This window comes from Ottowia cancrivicina, from assembly GCF_029813755.1.
In the GTDB taxonomy this organism is placed as follows: Bacteria; Pseudomonadota; Gammaproteobacteria; order Burkholderiales; family Burkholderiaceae_C; genus Ottowia; species Ottowia massiliensis.
Genome location: NZ_JARVII010000006.1, coordinates 90,022 through 105,867, shown reverse-complemented (window position 1 = coordinate 105,867; position 15,846 = coordinate 90,022). Strand labels below are relative to the sequence as shown.

Below are 15,846 nucleotides of genomic sequence, written 5' to 3'. Positions count from 1 at the left end.
GGCTGTTGGCTGTTGGCTGTTGGCTGTTGGCTGTTGGCTGTTGGCTGTTGGCTGTTGGCTGTTGGCTGTTGGCTGTTGGCTGTTGGCTGTTCATATTATAACTCATAACTCGTTGATTTAAAAGGAGAAATTCCATTTCGGCGCGTGGCGGAGCCGATTTTGCAACAAATTTTGACGCGCTCAGGCCAGCAGCGTCAGGCTCTGGTCGGCGCTGACGAGCACGCGGCCCGCTTGTGCGTCCATGCACAGGGGCGTGCCGTGCAGGCGCAGGCGCTGCGCGGGCTGGAGCAGGTTGGTCAGCCATAGCGAGCCGGGGGCGTCGCCGGCTTCGGTCAGGGCCAGCACGCTGGCGCGGGTGGCGGCGGCCAGCGCCAGGCAGCGCTCGTCCGCAAAGCGCAGTTCCTGCCAGGGCGCGCCGCCGTCCAGCCCGCCTTCTTTCACGTAGAACGCCTGCCGCTGGAATGACGCCGCCGCCACCACGCACGCGCCGCCCGCCAGGGCGATGAAGGCGGGTATGAGCATGTCGGTGCCGGGCAGCGCGGCAATTTCCAGGCTGCGCAGGCGGCTGCATGCGCTGCCGCTGAGCAGCGCCAGCGCGCGGCCCTGCCTGCCTCCCTTGCCACGTTCCGCATGTTCCGCACGCGCCACGCCTGCCACGCAAATGCCGCCCGCGCTGCCGTAGGCGACGCAGGGCCACATGCCTTCGGGCAGCGGGGCTTCGTCCAGCAGCTGGCCGCTGGCCAGGTCCACTTCGGCCAGGCAGCCGGGCTGGCCTGTATGCCCTGCATGGCTGCCGCCCTGCGCCGCCGCTTGCGGCTTGAGCAGCAGCACGGCGCGGCCCGTGGCGGGGTCCACGTCCATGCTGCGGATGGCCATGCCGCCCATGCCCAGCGAGTGCGCCAGCGCCAGGCCGTTTTCGGCGTCCCACACGTCGAGCCGCGCGCCGGTTTCGCCCGCCGCGCACAGCCAGCGGCCATGCCAGCGCAGGGCGGCCGGGTGCGTGTCGGCCTGCGCCGAGGAGGGAACGGCCTGCGCGGTGACGTTTTCCAGATCCACCACGTGCAGCCCGCCGCCGCCGGGCGAGGCCAGTGCGGCACGGGCGCAGTGCGCGTCTACCGCCACGGCGGTGGCGGCGAAAGGCAGGGGAATGTGCACAACGGGGTTCATCGGCGGGCGATTTTCGGGCATGGAATCTGGCGTGCAGCGGGCGCAAGGCAGCCGCAAGAGGGGCGCGGCGCAGGGCGGGCGGGCCGCGCGCTGCTGCCGAAAAAAAGAGCGGCCTGCGCCCGCTGCGCCTGGGTTTGCGGGCGGTTGCCGGCGCACGAGCGGCCTGTTTCAGCGGCCTTGGGCGGAAGGCAGGCAGGCAGGCGGCCAGCGGCCAAGCCGTCTGCCGCCAAGGCGCTGCGGGGCCGGGGCGATGCCGTGGCCTTTGATGGCCGCTCTTCAGAATCTGTCCAATGCCTGCAACGCCTGTCTATGGGCATGGGCGCCCAAGCCCGGCCTCGGGCGGCCTGCCGGGCGCGTGGCGCTGGCCACGCTGGCTTGGGCGGCAGGCAGGAGATGGATGCGGAGAGCGCCTCAATTCAGCTCCTCTATCCATAGCATGATGTCCTAGTGGAAAGAGCGCAAAACGGTTTTTTCCGCCCTTGAATTAGCTCCTTTTTTTGATGTGCTTCGGCCAAGTGCAGAGGCGTTGCGGGCTTGAGCGCCTGTTCGCAGGCGGCAGAGCCTGTTCAGAAAAGCCAGCCGGTTTCGGCTGGCGCGGCGGCCGGGGCGCTGGCGGGCGTGCCGGCCTTGCGCAGCGTGCCCACGCGCACGCCCAGCAGGCGCAGGCGCGCCGTGAGGTCCACGCGCTTGAGGCATTGGCCGGCCACCTGGCGGATGCGGCGGGCGTCTTGCGTGTAGCTTTCCACGGTGGTGTCGCGCGTGGCGGTTTTGAAGTTGGCGTAGCGCAGTTTGATGCCGATGGTGCGGCCTTCGTAGCCTTTGCGGGCCAGGTCGCTGGCGACTTGCTCGCACAGGCGGGTGAAGATGGCGCCCAGCTCGGCGCGGTCGGCCACGGCGTGCAAATCGCGCTCGAAGGTGGTTTCGCGGCTCATGCTGACGGGTTCGCTGTGGGTGGTGACGGGGCGGTCGTCACGCCCCCAGGCGGCGTCGTGCAGCCAGGCGCCGTGGGTGGGGCCGAAATGGCGCATCAGCCACAGGCGCTCGCGCGCGGCCAGCTCGCCAATGGTGCGGATGCCCAGCGCTTGCAGGCGCGCATCGAGCTTGGGGCCGATGCCGTTGATCTTGCGGCATGGCAGCGGCCAGATGAGCGGCTGCAAGTCGGCTTCGCGCACGATGCTGATGCCGTTGGGCTTGTTGAATTCGCTGGCCATTTTGGCCAGCAGTTTGTTGGGGGCCACGCCGATGGAGCAAGTCAGGCCCGTGGCCTCGAAGATGCTTTTTTGCAGCAGCCGCGCGAGCACGCGCCCGCCTTCGCGCTGGCCGCCGGGCACGTGGGTGAAGTCGATGAACACTTCGTCGATGCCACGGTCTTGCATGACGGGGGCGATTTCAAGGATGACGGCCTTGAAGGCGCGCGAGCAGCGGCGGTATTCGTCAAAGTCCGCCGGCAGCAAAAGGGCTTGCGGGCACAGGCGCGCGGCTTTCATCAGGCCCATGGCCGATCCCACGCCGAACTGCCGCGCCGCGTAGCTGGCGGTGGTGATGACGCCCCGGCCCGCGTAGCTGGCCAGGCGGGGAAAGAAGTCCACGGGCACGGCGGCCATGTCAGCGCCCGTCCAGCGCCTTTCGGGGTAGCGCGCATTCAGCTCTTGCAGCATGCGCGCTTCGTTGCGCCGCCCGCCGCCGATGACCACGGGCAGGCCCTTGAGCTGCGGGTAGCGCAGCCATTCGACGCTGGCATAAAAGGCGTCCATGTCCAGATGGGCGATGCGGCGCGGCAGGGCCTCGCCCGCCGGGGCGGCGTCAAAAGCGGCGTCAAAAGCGGCATCAAAAGCGGCATCAGGGAGCGCGGAGGGCATGACTTTCAGAGACTGTTCATGTTCTGGCCGTGAGGGCTGAAAGTGCGCAAACGGAATGAGCTGCAAGGCGCAGATGGGCCTTGTGGTCCATCAAGAATTTGCAGCGCCGCAGAGCGCCCGATTCCGCGCTTTTCGCGCCCACGGGCAGATTGTGGACAGCTTCCTAAAATCGCCGCCCATGCTTGACGACCGCTCCCGTGTGCTGCTGAAGGCGCTGATTGAGCGCTACATCGCCGAGGGGCAGCCCGTTGGCTCGCGCACGCTTTCGCGCGCGGCGGGGCTGGACTTGTCGCCCGCCACCATTCGCAACGTGATGAGCGATCTGGAAGCGCTGGGCCTGATTGCCAGTCCGCACACCTCCGCCGGGCGCGTGCCCACGGCGCGCGGCTACCGGCTGTTTGTGGACACCATGCTCACCGCGCGCCCCGCCAAGGCCGCGCCCGATGACGCGCCCGCCGAGCGGCTTGCCGAATGGCCGGCTGAATGCCCCACGGAGCTGCCCGCCGGCCAGCCCCGGCAGGTGATTGCCAGCGCCGCGCAGCTGCTCTCCAGCCTGTCGCAATTCGTGGGCGTGGTGCAGGCGCCCAGGCGTTCATCCGTTTTCCGCCACATCGAATTCGTGCGCCTTTCCGAGCGGCGCGTGCTGCTCATCATCGTCACGCCCGATGGCGACGTGCAAAACCGCGTGCTCTTTACCGAAGCCGGGCACACGCAGGCCCAACTGGCCGAAGCGGCCAACTACCTGAACGCGCACTACGGCGGCATGGCCATCGAGCAAGTGCGCGAGCGCCTTCAGCAGGAAGTGGAAACGCTGCGCGGCGAAGTCGCCCAGCTCATGCATGCCGCTGTGCAAGCCGGCAGCGAAGCCATGCACCAGGCGCAAGGCGACGTGGTGATTGCCGGCGAGCGCAACCTGCTGGCCGTGAGCGACTTTTCCAGCGACATGAACCAGCTGCGCCGCGCGTTCGATCTGTTCGAGCAGAAAACCCAGCTCATGCGCCTGCTGGACACCTCCAGCCGCGCCGCCGGCGTGCGCATCTTCATCGGTGGCGAAAGCCAGACCGTGCCGGTGGAAGACCTCTCCGTGGTCAGCGCCCCTTACGAGGCCGACGGGCAGGTGGTGGGCACCCTGGCCGTCATCGGCCCCACGCGCATGCCTTACGAAAAAGTCATTGACATCGTGGACATCACGGCCCGCCTGGTCAGCAATGCCTTGAACACGCAGGGCTGTCGCTAGAATTCGCGCCCTTCATCCGTTCTCGGAACAGATTCTCAAAAGGGGGCGTTAGCTCAGTTGGTCAGAGCAGGGGACTCATAATCCCTTGGTCGTTGGTTCAAGTCCAACACGCCCTACCAGTCAAATCAAGGGGTTGCGGCTTTCGCAACCCCTTTTCTTTTGCGGCGCGGCATGAATCCAATGCGCCCCTTTTGCCTGCGCCTCAAATGGGCAGAGCCGGGCAGGCGGGCACGGCCCAGCTCCTTGATTCATAGCATTGAATCCTAGTGGAACCTGCGCAAAACGGCTTTTTATGCCCTTTGAATTTGCTCCTCTTTCTGATGCTGTTCAGCGGGCCATTGCGCCGCCAGACGCACCACTTCGCCAATCACCAGCAAGGCAGGCGGCTTGACGGCGTGGCGGCGCGCCGTTTCGGGCAGATCGGCGAGGGTGCTGAACCACACCTGCTGCTGCGGACAGGTCACACGGTGAACGAGCGCCGCTGGCGTGGCGGCGGCAAGGCCGGCGGCCTGCAATTCGCGGGCAATGGCCTCCAGCCCCGTCACGCCCATGTAGATGGCCACGGTCTGCTGGGGCTGGGCCAGCGCGGGCCAGTTCAGCCGCACGCTGTGATCCTTGAGATGGCCGGTAACGAACACGCAGCTTTGCGCGAAGTCGCGGTGCGTGAGCGGAAAGCCCAGCGCGGCCGCTGCGCCCAGCGCGGTGGTGATGCCCGGCACCACTTCCACGCTGATGCCCAGCGGCAGCAGCGCCTGCATTTCTTCCCCGCCCCGGCCAAACACGAAGGGATCGCCCCCTTTCAGGCGCGCCACGCGCAGACCCGACAGGGCCTTGTCAGCCAGACACTGGCAAATGGCCTGCTGCGTCCAGGAGTGATGGCCGGGCCGCTTGCCCACGTTGATACGCTCTGCGCGCGGCGGCACGAAGTCAAGAATGGCGGGCGACACCAGGTTGTCGTGCAGCACCACGTCGGCCTGTTGCAGCCGCCGCAGCGCGCGCAAGGTGAGCAGCTCGGGGTCGCCCGGCCCCGCGCCAATGAGCGCCACGCCACCCGGCGGCAGGGGGGCGCTGGCGTGCAGGCGCAAAAGCAGATCGCCAGAAATGGCTGACCCGCCATCGTGGGAAATCATCATTTTGTAACTTGACACAAGTCAATTTTGAAGACCGATCATCAGGCGGCGCGCGATGATATGCAAACTCTCCCCCTAGAATCTAAGCGCCCTTATTCCTTTTCCAGTATGCAGACCTTGCGCGCACTCACCCGCATGAACCGGCTAGCCCGGTTGGCGCTGGCGTGGTTCGCGCTGACGCTGGCGGTGGCGGGGCTTTCGCCCATCGTCCACCCCAAGCCCATGCAGCTGGTGTGCGCCGCCGATGGGGCGTATTTCGTCACTGAAAACGGCGAGAAATTTGGCGAAAGCCTGCATCACCACACACTGGATTGCGCCATGTGCCTGGCAGTCATGCTGCCCACGCCATTTGCGCACGTTTTCGAGCCAAGCCCCGTGCCCCAGGGGCAGCTCATTGCGCTGAAGCCAGCGCCACGGACCGCCGCTCTGGCGGGACCGCCACTGCCTGCGCGGGGGCCTCCTGCAGGCGAGGCGTCCGTGGCGGGTTAGCGCAGGCTTTCTATACGCCTGCCGCGCTTTCCGACCCCTGGCGCACAGGCGTATCTCTCTTTCGTTTCTGTGGATGCGCTCGCCCGCCCGGCCGCCTTGCAGCCAAGCACACATGGCCCGCCTTTCGAGGCCATTTTTTTTGCCCTGCAACGCGTCTTTTCCTTTTTTCATGTTCAACCTCTCTGTTTTTCGCCTCCACCCTGTGGCGATGGGTGCGGCTCTGGCGCTGCTGTGCGCGCCTGCCCTGGCCCAGTCCTCTGAAGATGCCCGCGCCCCGCGCGACGGCAAGAAATCCGAAGCCCAGGCCGCCCTGCCAGAAGTCGTCGTGGACGACTCCACGCAGGAGCAACCCGCCAAGGTCCTGCTTGATACGCCTTCCTACACCGGCAGCCGCCTGGGGCTGACAGCGCGGCAGACGCCCGCCGTCGTCACCGTGGTGAACCGCGCCAGCATCGAGGCGCGCGGCGCGCGCACCACGCAGGAAATGCTGCAAGGCGTTCCGGGCGCCACCGCCAGCGATTCGCCCGGCGCCATCCGCTCCAGCTACCGGGGCTTCACGGGCGCTTCCGTCAATCACCTCTTCAACGGCATCAACGTGCAATACAGCATTGCCGCCCGCCCGGTGGACAGCTGGATTTACGACCGCGCCGAAGCCATCGGCGGCGCTTCCAGCTTTCTGTATGGCGCGGGCGGCGTGGGCGGCACGGTGAACTACGTCACCAAAACCGCCGAGCGCACCCCCATCACCGAAGGCCGCCTGCGCCTGGGCAGCCACCGCTTGGGCGAAGCCAGCGTGGGCCTGAACCGCCGCATCGCAGGCGAGGGCGCACGCCACGGCGACCACCACCTGCGGCTGGACGTGAACCACCGCCGCGCGCACAGCCATGTGGAAGGCATGCAGTCGCGCGCCACGCAAATCGCCACTTCGCTGCTGAGCGACCTCACGCCCGCCCTCTCGCATCTGCTGGCGTATGAATACCAGACCGAGCACGTGGACCGCCCCTACTGGGGCACTCCGCTGCTCCAGCCCGTGGGCGCAGTGGGCCGCATTGACCGCTCCACGCGCTTCAAGAACTACAACAGCATCGACGGCGTCTATGCCCAGCGCGTGCAGTGGCTGCGCTCCGTGACCGAATGGCAGGCCAGCAGCGCCTTCAGCCTGAAAAACACCTTCTATGCCTATGACGCGCGGCGCGACTACCGCAACGTGGAGGTTTATTCGTTCAACAGCACCAACACTGCCGTGCGCCGCGTGGACGCTCTCTTGCAGCGCCATGAGCAGCGCCTGGTGGGCAACCGTATTGACGGCGTGTGGAAAAGCGCCATCGCGGGCCGCGCCAGCGACTGGGCTTTTGGCCTGGACATCAGCCACAACCGCCAGACGCGCTATCCGAAATACGACGATGACTACGTGAGCATCGTCGATCCCTGGAACTTCCAGACCGAGCGCTTCTTCACCATTCCGGGCCTCTCCCCCATGCTCGTGCCGCTGCGCACCAACCGCGTCAAAACCCTGGCGCTGTATGCCGAAAACCGCACTGCGCTCGTCCACGGCCTGCATCTCGTCACGGCCCTGCGGCATGAGCGCCTGCGGCTGCACCTGACCAACCACGGCCGCGTCACCGCCAGCAACCCTGCAACCCTCAGCCGCAACTACCACCCCACCACCGGGCGGCTGGGCCTGGTGTGGGACGCCTCGCCCGGCATGACCTTCTACGCCCAATACGCCACGGCCGCCGATCCGCCAGCAGGCATTCTCACCACTGCCTCCGCCGACGCCCTGCTCAACTACACCGACCTCACCAAGGGCCGCCAGTTCGAGGCCGGCGCCAAGTTCAGCTTCTGGAACGGGCAAGGCGCGGCCACCCTCGCCGCCTACCACATCACGCGCAAAAACCTTGCCACGCAAGACCCCAACAACCGGCGGCTGACCCTGCTCGTGGGCCAGCAGTCCTCGCGCGGCGTGGAAGCGGCCATCAGCCTGCGCCCCACGCCCAGGTGGCTGCTGGAAGGCAACATAGGCCATTCACGCGCCAAGTACGACAGCTTCTACATCAACGGCGTCTCCATGGCAGGCAAACGCCCCACCAACTCGCCCGACACCATCGCCAACCTCTGGGTCACCTACGGCATCACCCCCGCGCTCAAAGCCAGCGCAGGCCTGCGCCACGTCAGCAAGATTTATGCCGACGCGGCCAACACCCTGCACTGGCCCGCCTACACCCTGCTTGACCTGGGCCTGAGCTGGCAGATGCGCCCCGGCGCCACGCTGGACTTTCGCGTGCGCAACGCCACCGACAAGGTCTACGCCACCGAAATGGGTTCAGGCAAAAACATGGCCTACCTCGGCGCGCCCCGTGCGTTTGATCTGACGCTGCACCTGTCCTTCTGACCCGGCCAAAGCGCCCAGACGCGGGCGTTCATTCCGCTCGCGTCTTGCTCCGCCCTTTGATTTTGCTCCTCTAATTGGAGCATGAGGTCCTAGTGGAAAGGGCGCAAGAGCCGTTTTTGACCCCGCTAAATCCGCTCCTTTTTTCAATGAGCATGAGCGGCCTACGCGCCGCGAAGGAATTGCCATGCGAGTTCACCCCGCCTCCTGCGCCCTGAGCGCCGCCCTGTTGGCGCTGCCTGCCGCCGCACAGAACCTTCCGCAAAAACACCCGCAGCGCCCCTTCTCAAATGCTTCTTCCTATGCCGAGGCCAGCCTGCCCGCCGTCACCGTTGCGGCCAGTGGTGTGGAGGACGGCGCAGACGATGGCGATGCCCTGGCCCGCCGCACCGTGCCGCTGGAGTCGGCGGCGGCCACCGCCTCGCGGCTGGAGGCTCCCATCAAGGACATTCCCGCCAGCGTTGAAGTGCTGGGCCGGGCCGCCATGCAGTCGCGCGGCGACCGCACCGTACTCGAAGCAGCCGAAAAGGCGGCGGGCCTGAGCGCCAGCCATACCCCCGGTTCGCCCGCCTCCTTTTCGGCGCGCGGCTTCGCTGGCGGCGTGAGCTTGCTCTACAACGGCCTGCCTATTCCGGGCGGCGCGGTCACGTCCAGCCGCGTGCTTGACACCGGCAACCTCGCCCGCATCGAAGTGCTGCGCGGCCCCTCTTCCGTGCTGCATGGGGCCTGGGGCACGGGCGCGGTGGTGAACCTCATCACGCGCGAAGCCAGCTTCGAGCGCCAGCGTCCGGAGCTGGATTACAGCCTGGGCAGTCACCGCGCCCACCGCCTGCACTTAGGCGCGGGCGGCGCGCTCAAGGCGGACACGCTGGCCTGGCGGCTGGACTACGCGGGCGCTCATGCCCACAGCCCCGTGCAGGCTGTGCGCACGGTCAAAAACCAGCTCAACGCCTCGCTGCTGGCCCGCTTCAGCGCACGCCTGCGCCTGACGCTGGCACTGGATCACGCCAGCGACAACACCCGCAACGTCTATTACGGCACGCCTCTGATCAATGGCCGCCTGGCCGGAGCGCTGCGCCACATCAACTACAACCAGCTTGAAGATGGCATCTTCAAGGCGCGCAACACTTGGCTGCGCGTCCACCTGCAATGGGACGCCGCCCCCGGCTGGCAAGTGGACGGGCGCCTCTACGCGCTCAAGGGCTTCAGCGACTGGCGCAATATCGAAAAATTCGTCTGGCTGGGCGGCGCCGCTCCGGCCAGCCAGCGCGTGCAGCGCTCTTCATGGGTGAATCTGGACCACCACCGCGACCTCATCGGCGGTCGGCTTGACGTGCTGCGCCGCAACCAGATCGCGGGCCGCCCCAACCGCCTGCTGGCGGGCGTGGACCTCAGCCGCCTGCAATTTGCCTCCTGGCGCAACGATTACGGCGGGCGCGATGAAGTCAGCGCCTGGCAGCCTCCTGTCGTCACCCGCTTCGGCAGCGTGGGCCGCGCCAAGACGCCCGCACGAGAAACCACCGTGCGCCAGGCCAGTCTTTATCTGGAAGACCTGCTGGAAATCACCCCGCAACTCAAGCTCATGACCGGTCTGCGGCACGAACGCATTCAGGGCCGCTGGCTCTGGCTGGACCGCAGCGGCCACCCGCAGGCGCGCAAAACGCACCGCTACACCGCCTGGCGCGCAGGCGTGGTGTATGAGGCTGTGCCGGACCTGCACCTTTACGCATCGCTGTCCACTGCTGCCGAGCCGGGCAGCACCCTGCTGCTGGCCAACCCCCAGCAAAGCCAGCTGCGTCTGACCACGGCCCGGCAAGCGGAAATAGGCGTCAAGCAATCGCTCTGGGAAGGCAGAGGCGAGTGGACGGTGGCGCTCTACGACATCCGCAAGCGCAACGTTTTCGTGCCTGACCCGCAGCGCCCCGCCGACCGCATCGCCATTGGCCAGCAGTCTTCGCGCGGACTGGAACTCACTGCCGCCTGGCGGCCCGCGCCACAGTGGCAGCTACAGGCCAACGCTGCCTGGGTGCGGGCGCGCTATGACGACTACCAAAGCGGCAACCCGCCCGTCTCCTACAACGGCCATCGCCCGCCCATGACGCCCGCCCTCGCCCTCAACCTTGGCCTAGGCTGGCGGCCCGCTCCCGCCTGGCAGTTCGACGCCTGGCTGCGCCGCCTCTCGCGCGTGTACGTGAACGACGCCAACACCGCCACCTTGCCCGCCTACGCCACGCTTGATCTGTCAGCCGCCTGGCAAGCTAGCCCGCAAACCGAAATCACCTTTCGCGTGCGCAACGCCACCAACGCCCTGTATGCCCACGCCGTGCACTACAGCGGAACACAGGCCATGCTGGCGCCGCCGCGCAGCTATGAAATCGGCGTGAAATGGCGTTTCTGAATAACGTCTGCCAAGGCCCTCATGAACTTTCACCCCAAACGCTGGCCGTTCCTCGTTCACCGCTGGCTGGGCATTGTCCTGAGCTGGCTGTTTGTGTGCTGGTTTGTCTCCGGCATGGTCATGATGTATGTGGGCCACCCCAAGCTCACCGAAGCCGAGCGGCTGGCGCACCTGCCGCCGCTGCAAGGGCAGGCCGGGCTGCTGGCGCCGCAGCAGGCGCTGGAGGCGGCGGGCGTGCATCAGCCGCTGGCTGCGTTGCGGCTGGCCGTCAGCAGCAGCGCGCAGGCGGTGTATTTCGCCACGCCTGACATGTCTGGCGCAGACGGCCGCATGGCGGGCCGCAGACCGCAGTCTGTGCCGCCCATTCTGATCGACGCGCACACCGGCCAGCGGCTGGATTCGCAGCCGTTCGACACCCGCCACGCCCTGGCCAGCGCCGCTGCGTGGGCAGCTGAAGAGGCCGCCGCCGAATCAACGCAAGCGCCGCCCGCTGCCGTCTCCTATCTGGGCCTGGTGGAAGAAGACGCCCACACCCATTCCGCCGCGCTGGACGCGCACCGCCCGCTGCACCACGTGCAGCTGCATGACGCGGCGGGCACGCAGCTGTATGTCTCCAGCCGCACAGGCGAGGTCGTGCGCGACGCCACGCGCAGCGAGCGCGGCTGGAACTACCTGGGCTCCTGGCTGCATTGGCTCTACATGTTCCGGGGCGGCGCGTGGGATGCGTGGTGGGCGCTCATCATCGACACCCTGGCCGCGCTCGGCTGCGTGGCCGTCCTGACCGGCGCGGCGGTGGGCATCTGGCGCTGGCGCTTCGGGCAGCCCTACCGCACCGGCAGGCGCACGCCCTTCCCGCAGCCCATGATGCGCTGGCACCATGCCAGCGGCATGCTGTTTGCGCTGGCGGCTTGCGCCTGGGTTTTCAGCGGGCTGATGTCCATGAACCCGCTGGGCGTGTTCAGCAGCCAGGCCGAACCGTTGCAAATCAAGGCGCTGCAAGGCGGCCCCCTGCTGCCCGGGCGCGCCAGCGAATGGGCCGCGCCGCAGGCGCTGCTGGCGGCCGCTTCGCCTGCCGATTCCCGCGCGGCCCCTGTCCGCGAACTGCGCTGGCAGCCCGCCCTGGGCCGCACGCTCGCGCTGGCCTTTGACAGCCAGCGGCCCGGCGCGCCCCGCGTGCTGGACGCGCGCGATGCCGCCCCGCTGGATCTGCCCGCCAGCGAAGTGCAGCAAGCCGCCGCCCGCCTGCTGCCCGCCCCCGTGGCCCAGGCGCAAATGCTCACGGCCTACGACTTCTACTACTACCCCCGCGCCGACCACACCATGACCGGCGGCCACGCCAACCGCCCGCTGCCCGTGCTGCGCCTGGTTTTTGACGACGAACACGCCAGCTGGGTTTACGTCGATCCCCGCACGGCGCAAGTGCTGGAGCGCACCGACCGCGCCCGCCGCGCCAGCCGCTGGCTTTTCACCCTGCTGCACAGCTGGGACTGGCTGCCCCTGCTGGAGCGCCGCCCCTTGTGGGACGCCTTCATGCTGGCTCTGAGCCTGGGCGGCGCGGCCCTGAGCCTGACGGGCGTGGTCATCGGCGCGCGCCGCCTGGCGCTGAAAGCGCGGCAGGCGCGCGCCTTGAACCGCAAGGCGCGCAGGGCGGGCAGCTAATTGGAAACGGCGCTCCCAGGCGGTTTCTCGCCTGCCAGGCATCACCAGAAACAGGAGCAAATTCAAGAGGGTTAAAAATGCCTCTTGCGCAGTTTCCACTAGGACGTCATGCTATGAATAAGAGAGCGAAATAGCGTCATGCGGCCTGCTGGCTGTGCCCAGCCTGCTCCGCTTTGCTTCGCGCTCCTGTCTGGGCCAGGCCATGAACAGGTTCTCAGGCGCGCAGGCTCTCGCGCCGCGCCGTCCACAGGCAGGCCGCGAACATGCCCAGGCCGCCCAGCGCCAGCGCCGCGCCCACCCAGCTGGTGGAACGCCAGCCCCAGCCTGCCTCAATGGCCGCGCCGCCCAGCCACGCGCCCAGCGCGTTGGCCAGATTGAAAGCCGACTGATTCAGCGCCGAAGCCAGCGACTGCGCCTTGCCCGCCACATCCATCAGCCGCATCTGCGTGCCCACGCCCAGCGCGCCAATGGTGCCCACCAGAAACAGGCCCGCAGCCGCCGTCACCGGCCACAGCGCCGCCCAGTAAAACAGCGCCATCACGGCCAGCGCCCAGACCAGAACGCCCGCGATTGAAGGCATCAGCCACCGGTCCGCCAGCCGCGCGCCTGCCAGATTGCCCGCCACCATGCCCATGCCAAACAGCGAAAGCGTCAGCGGCACCCAGGACTGCGGCATGTGGCTGACATGCAGCAGCGTCGGCTTGATGTAGCTGAACACCGCGAACAGCCCGCCAAAGCCAATGGCCGCCACGCCCAGCGTGAGCCACACCTGCGGCAGCCGCAGCGCCGAGAGTTCATCCAGCACGCTGCCTTGCGCCGGAGCGGACTGCGCGGGCACGTGGCGCTGGATCAGCCACGCAGCCGCCAGCGCATTGCAGCCCACCAGCGCGAAAGCGGCGCGCCAGCCGAAAAACTCGCCCGCCCAGGTGGCCAGCGGCACGCCAACCACGGTGGCCGCCGTCAGCCCCGTCATCACCAGCGCCACGGACGTGGCCCGCCGCCCCGGCGGCGCCAGCGCGGCCGCCACCAGAGCCGCCGCGCCAAAGTACGTGCCGTGCGGCAGCCCGGCCACAAAGCGCAGCGCTATCAGGGACGGATACCCCGGCGCGAGCGCACTGGCGAAATTGCCCAGCGCGTACGCCAGCATCATCGCCACCAGCAGCCAGCGCCGCTGCCATTGGGCCGTCAGCACCGCCAGCACCGGCGCGCCCACCATCACGCCCGCCGCATACGCGCTGATGGCGCGCCCCGCCTGCGCAATGTTCACTTGCAGGCCCTTGGCCACCTCGGGCAGCAAACCCATGATGACGAACTCGCCCGTGCCGATGCCAAAGCCGCCCACGGCCATGGCCAGCATGGCTGCAACGGGAAAGCGCTCCGGACGCGCCAGTGGGGCCGCAGCCTCGCAAGAAGGAGAAGACATAGGAGAGAAAAAAAGACCGCGGATTGTGCCGCCCGGAGCCGGTTCGGGTTGCTGCAAAAAGCATAGTGGCTCGCGCCCGTTTCACCAAGACTTGCGGGCGATTTGCCCCTTGCAGCCCAACCCGGCTCCCGGGTTTTGGCCCTTGACGGGCAACTTGCAAGCAGGCCCCGAAAAATCCAGCGCGTTTCGAAGGCGGCGGGCGGATACCGCTGAAAATCGCGCTTGCAGGCCGCGCACAGGCCGTTCACACACTTCAATATTGCAAAGGAAATACACGTCATGACTGCTTTCGCCTTCGTTTTTCCCGGGCAGGGATCCCAATCGGCCGGCATGCTGGATGCCTGGGGCGAACACCCCGCCGTGCGCGAGACGCTGAGCGAAGCCAGCGACGCGCTGGGCGAAGACCTGGCCCGCCTGATTCACGAAGGCCCGAAAGAAGCGCTGCAACTGACTGCCAACACCCAGCCCGTGATGCTGGCGGCGGGCGTGGCCTGCTGGCGCGCCTGGCGCGCCGAGGGCGGCGGCCTGCCGGTGGCCGTGGCCGGGCATTCGCTGGGCGAGTATTCGGCGCTGGTGGCCGCTGGCGCGCTCACGCTGGCGCAAGCCGCGCCGCTGGTGCGCCTGCGCGCCACGGCCATGCAGCAAGCCGTGCCCGTGGGCGCCGGGGCGATGGCGGCCATTCTGGGGCTGGATGCGGCCCAGGTGCGCCAGGGCTGCGCCGAAGCCACGCGGGCCATGAACAACCCGGCAGAAGTGGTGGAAGCCGTGAACTTCAACGACCTGACGCAAACCGTGATTGCCGGCACGAAAGCGGCGGTGGACAAGGCCTGCGGCGTTCTCAAGGAAATGGGCGCGCGGCGTGCGCTGCCGCTGCCGGTTTCGGCCCCGTTTCACTCCAGCCTGATGAAGCCCGCCGCTGAAAAACTCAAAGCCGCGCTGGAGGGCGTGACACTGGCCGCGCCGCAAATTCCCGTGGTGAACAACGTGGACGTGGCGGTGGAAAGCGACCCGGCCCGCATCCGCGACGCGCTCTACCGCCAGGCTTTCAGCCCTGTGCGCTGGGTGGAATGCGTGCAAAAGCTCAAGGCGCTGGGCGCTGCGGCCATCGTCGAATGCGGCCCCGGCAAGGCGCTGGCAGGCATGACCAAGCGGATTGACGACAGCCTGGCGAGCGCCGCCCTGTATGACCCGGCGACGCTGGCGCAGGTCAAGGCGCTGTAATTCGCGGCCCGGCGAGGCGTTTGCTGGCCGCCATTTCAAGTTTCATCAATGGAAGGAGTGAAGTTTTCATGACCGGTTCAACCCAACAAATCGCCCTGGTCACGGGCGCCACGCGCGGCATTGGCGCAGCCATTGCCCAGACGCTGGCGGCTGGCGGCATGGCCGTGATTGGCACGGCCACGTCAGATGAAGGCGCGCAGAAGATTTCGGCGGCGCTGGCCGCCTGGCCGGGCTGCAAGGGCGTGACGCTGGACGTGCGCGATGGCGCGGCGTGCGAAGCGCTGGCGGAGTCCATCGTCAAGGAGCACGGCGCGCTGCATGTGCTGGTGAACAACGCCGGCATCACGCGCGACACGCTGGCCATGCGCATGAAAGACGAAGACTGGAACGCAGTGCTGGAAACCAATCTCACGGCCGTCTTTCGCATGAGCCGCGCCGTGATGCGGCCCATGATGAAGCAGCGCTATGGGCGCATCGTCAATATCACCAGCGTGGTGGGCGCCACGGGCAACCCCGGCCAGGCCAACTACGCGGCGGCCAAGGCGGGCGTGGCGGGCATGACGCGCGCGCTGGCGCGCGAGCTGGCCAGCCGGGGCGTGACGGTCAATTGCGTGGCCCCGGGCTTTATTGCCACCGACATGACGGCCGTGCTGCCCGAAGAGCAGCAAAAGGCGCTGGCCGCGCAAATTCCGCTGGGCCGCATGGGCACGGCTGAAGAAGTGGCCCATGCCGTGGCCTGGCTGGCCAGCCCCGGCGCGGCGTATGTGACCGGGCAGCAGCTGCACGTCAATGGCGGCATGTTCATGGACTGAAGGCCGCCGATGCTGCGGCAGGCCGCGCCAGCGCTCTCTGCAAGCGCGGCTAGAATCCCCTG

At 67.6% G+C, this 15,846-nt stretch carries 11 protein-coding genes and 1 tRNA gene; 8 read left to right on the top strand and 4 right to left on the bottom strand.

The annotated features are described in order from the left end of the window. Window positions 1–180: 180 nt before the first annotated feature. Window positions 181–1,167, bottom strand: coding sequence for a hypothetical protein (locus QB898_RS04700; protein WP_279524001.1), 987 nt, complete (start codon window positions 1,165–1,167; stop codon window positions 181–183). 566 nt (window positions 1,168–1,733) lie between these two features. After that, window positions 1,734–3,026 (bottom strand): Y-family DNA polymerase, encoded by a 1,293-nt coding sequence (locus tag QB898_RS04695; protein WP_428982732.1) that lies wholly within the window; start codon window positions 3,024–3,026, stop codon window positions 1,734–1,736. Between the two features lie 55 nt (window positions 3,027–3,081). Here QB898_RS04695 and hrcA point away from each other — a divergent pair, with 55 nt between their 5' ends. After that, window positions 3,082–4,263 (top strand): heat-inducible transcriptional repressor HrcA, encoded by a 1,182-nt coding sequence (gene hrcA, locus QB898_RS04690; protein ID WP_428982731.1) that lies wholly within the window; start codon window positions 3,082–3,084, stop codon window positions 4,261–4,263. Between the two features lie 42 nt (window positions 4,264–4,305). Continuing rightward, window positions 4,306–4,382, top strand: a tRNA-Ile gene (locus tag QB898_RS04685). A gap of 171 nt (window positions 4,383–4,553) precedes the next feature. Here the strand turns inward: QB898_RS04685 and cobA are convergent. Then, complete coding sequence (gene cobA / locus QB898_RS04680) at window positions 4,554–5,396, bottom strand: uroporphyrinogen-III C-methyltransferase (protein WP_279523999.1); 843 nt, start codon at window positions 5,394–5,396, stop codon at window positions 4,554–4,556. A 105-nt stretch (window positions 5,397–5,501) separates the two neighbouring features. On the opposite strand from cobA, the gene QB898_RS04675 reads away from it, so the two are divergent. From QB898_RS04675 to QB898_RS04660, 4 genes are all read left to right on the top strand, one after another. Further along, window positions 5,502–5,882, top strand: coding sequence for a DUF2946 domain-containing protein (locus QB898_RS04675; RefSeq protein WP_279523998.1), 381 nt, complete (start codon window positions 5,502–5,504; stop codon window positions 5,880–5,882). A 169-nt stretch (window positions 5,883–6,051) separates the two neighbouring features. Continuing rightward, window positions 6,052–8,274, top strand: coding sequence for a TonB-dependent receptor (locus QB898_RS04670; RefSeq protein WP_279523997.1), 2,223 nt, complete (start codon window positions 6,052–6,054; stop codon window positions 8,272–8,274). Window positions 8,275–8,458: 184 nt separating this feature from the next. After that, window positions 8,459–10,669, top strand: coding sequence for a TonB-dependent receptor (locus tag QB898_RS04665; RefSeq protein WP_279523996.1), 2,211 nt, complete (start codon window positions 8,459–8,461; stop codon window positions 10,667–10,669). A 21-nt stretch (window positions 10,670–10,690) separates the two neighbouring features. Next, entirely contained in the window at window positions 10,691–12,328 is a 1,638-nt protein-coding gene (locus QB898_RS04660) for a PepSY domain-containing protein (protein WP_279523995.1), read from the top strand. 214 nt (window positions 12,329–12,542) lie between these two features. Here the strand turns inward: QB898_RS04660 and QB898_RS04655 are convergent, their stop codons facing one another. Then, window positions 12,543–13,751, bottom strand: a complete 1,209-nt coding sequence (locus QB898_RS04655) for an MFS transporter (RefSeq protein ID WP_050715057.1) — start codon at window positions 13,749–13,751, stop codon at window positions 12,543–12,545. 279 nt (window positions 13,752–14,030) lie between these two features. Between QB898_RS04655 and fabD the strand changes: the two genes are divergently transcribed. Together fabD and fabG are read left to right on the top strand one after the other, a co-directional pair. After that, entirely contained in the window at window positions 14,031–14,972 is a 942-nt protein-coding gene (fabD, locus tag QB898_RS04650) for an ACP S-malonyltransferase (RefSeq protein WP_279523994.1), read from the top strand. 68 nt (window positions 14,973–15,040) lie between these two features. Then, window positions 15,041–15,784 (top strand): 3-oxoacyl-ACP reductase FabG, encoded by a 744-nt coding sequence (gene fabG / locus QB898_RS04645; RefSeq protein ID WP_279523993.1) that lies wholly within the window; start codon window positions 15,041–15,043, stop codon window positions 15,782–15,784. Window positions 15,785–15,846: the final 62 nt, after the last annotated feature.

What these genes read in the sequence shown, in the direction of transcription:
- cobA (WP_279523999.1), bottom strand. Translation starts at nt 5,396, where the DNA reads ATGATGATTTCCCACGATGGCGGGTCAGCCATTTCTGGCGATCTGCTT.
- QB898_RS04670 (WP_279523997.1), top strand. Translation starts at nt 6,052, where the DNA reads ATGTTCAACCTCTCTGTTTTTCGCCTCCACCCTGTGGCGATGGGTGCG.
- fabD (WP_279523994.1), top strand. Translation starts at nt 14,031, where the DNA reads ATGACTGCTTTCGCCTTCGTTTTTCCCGGGCAGGGATCCCAATCGGCC.
- QB898_RS04695 (WP_428982732.1), bottom strand. Translation starts at nt 3,026, where the DNA reads ATGCCCTCCGCGCTCCCTGATGCCGCTTTTGATGCCGCTTTTGACGCC.
- QB898_RS04675 (WP_279523998.1), top strand. Translation starts at nt 5,502, where the DNA reads ATGCAGACCTTGCGCGCACTCACCCGCATGAACCGGCTAGCCCGGTTG.
- QB898_RS04660 (WP_279523995.1), top strand. Translation starts at nt 10,691, where the DNA reads ATGAACTTTCACCCCAAACGCTGGCCGTTCCTCGTTCACCGCTGGCTG.
- hrcA (WP_428982731.1), top strand. Translation starts at nt 3,082, where the DNA reads ATGAGCTGCAAGGCGCAGATGGGCCTTGTGGTCCATCAAGAATTTGCA.
- QB898_RS04655 (WP_050715057.1), bottom strand. Translation starts at nt 13,751, where the DNA reads ATGTCTTCTCCTTCTTGCGAGGCTGCGGCCCCACTGGCGCGTCCGGAG.
- QB898_RS04665 (WP_279523996.1), top strand. Translation starts at nt 8,459, where the DNA reads ATGCGAGTTCACCCCGCCTCCTGCGCCCTGAGCGCCGCCCTGTTGGCG.
- QB898_RS04700 (WP_279524001.1), bottom strand. Translation starts at nt 1,167, where the DNA reads ATGAACCCCGTTGTGCACATTCCCCTGCCTTTCGCCGCCACCGCCGTG.
- fabG (WP_279523993.1), top strand. Translation starts at nt 15,041, where the DNA reads ATGACCGGTTCAACCCAACAAATCGCCCTGGTCACGGGCGCCACGCGC.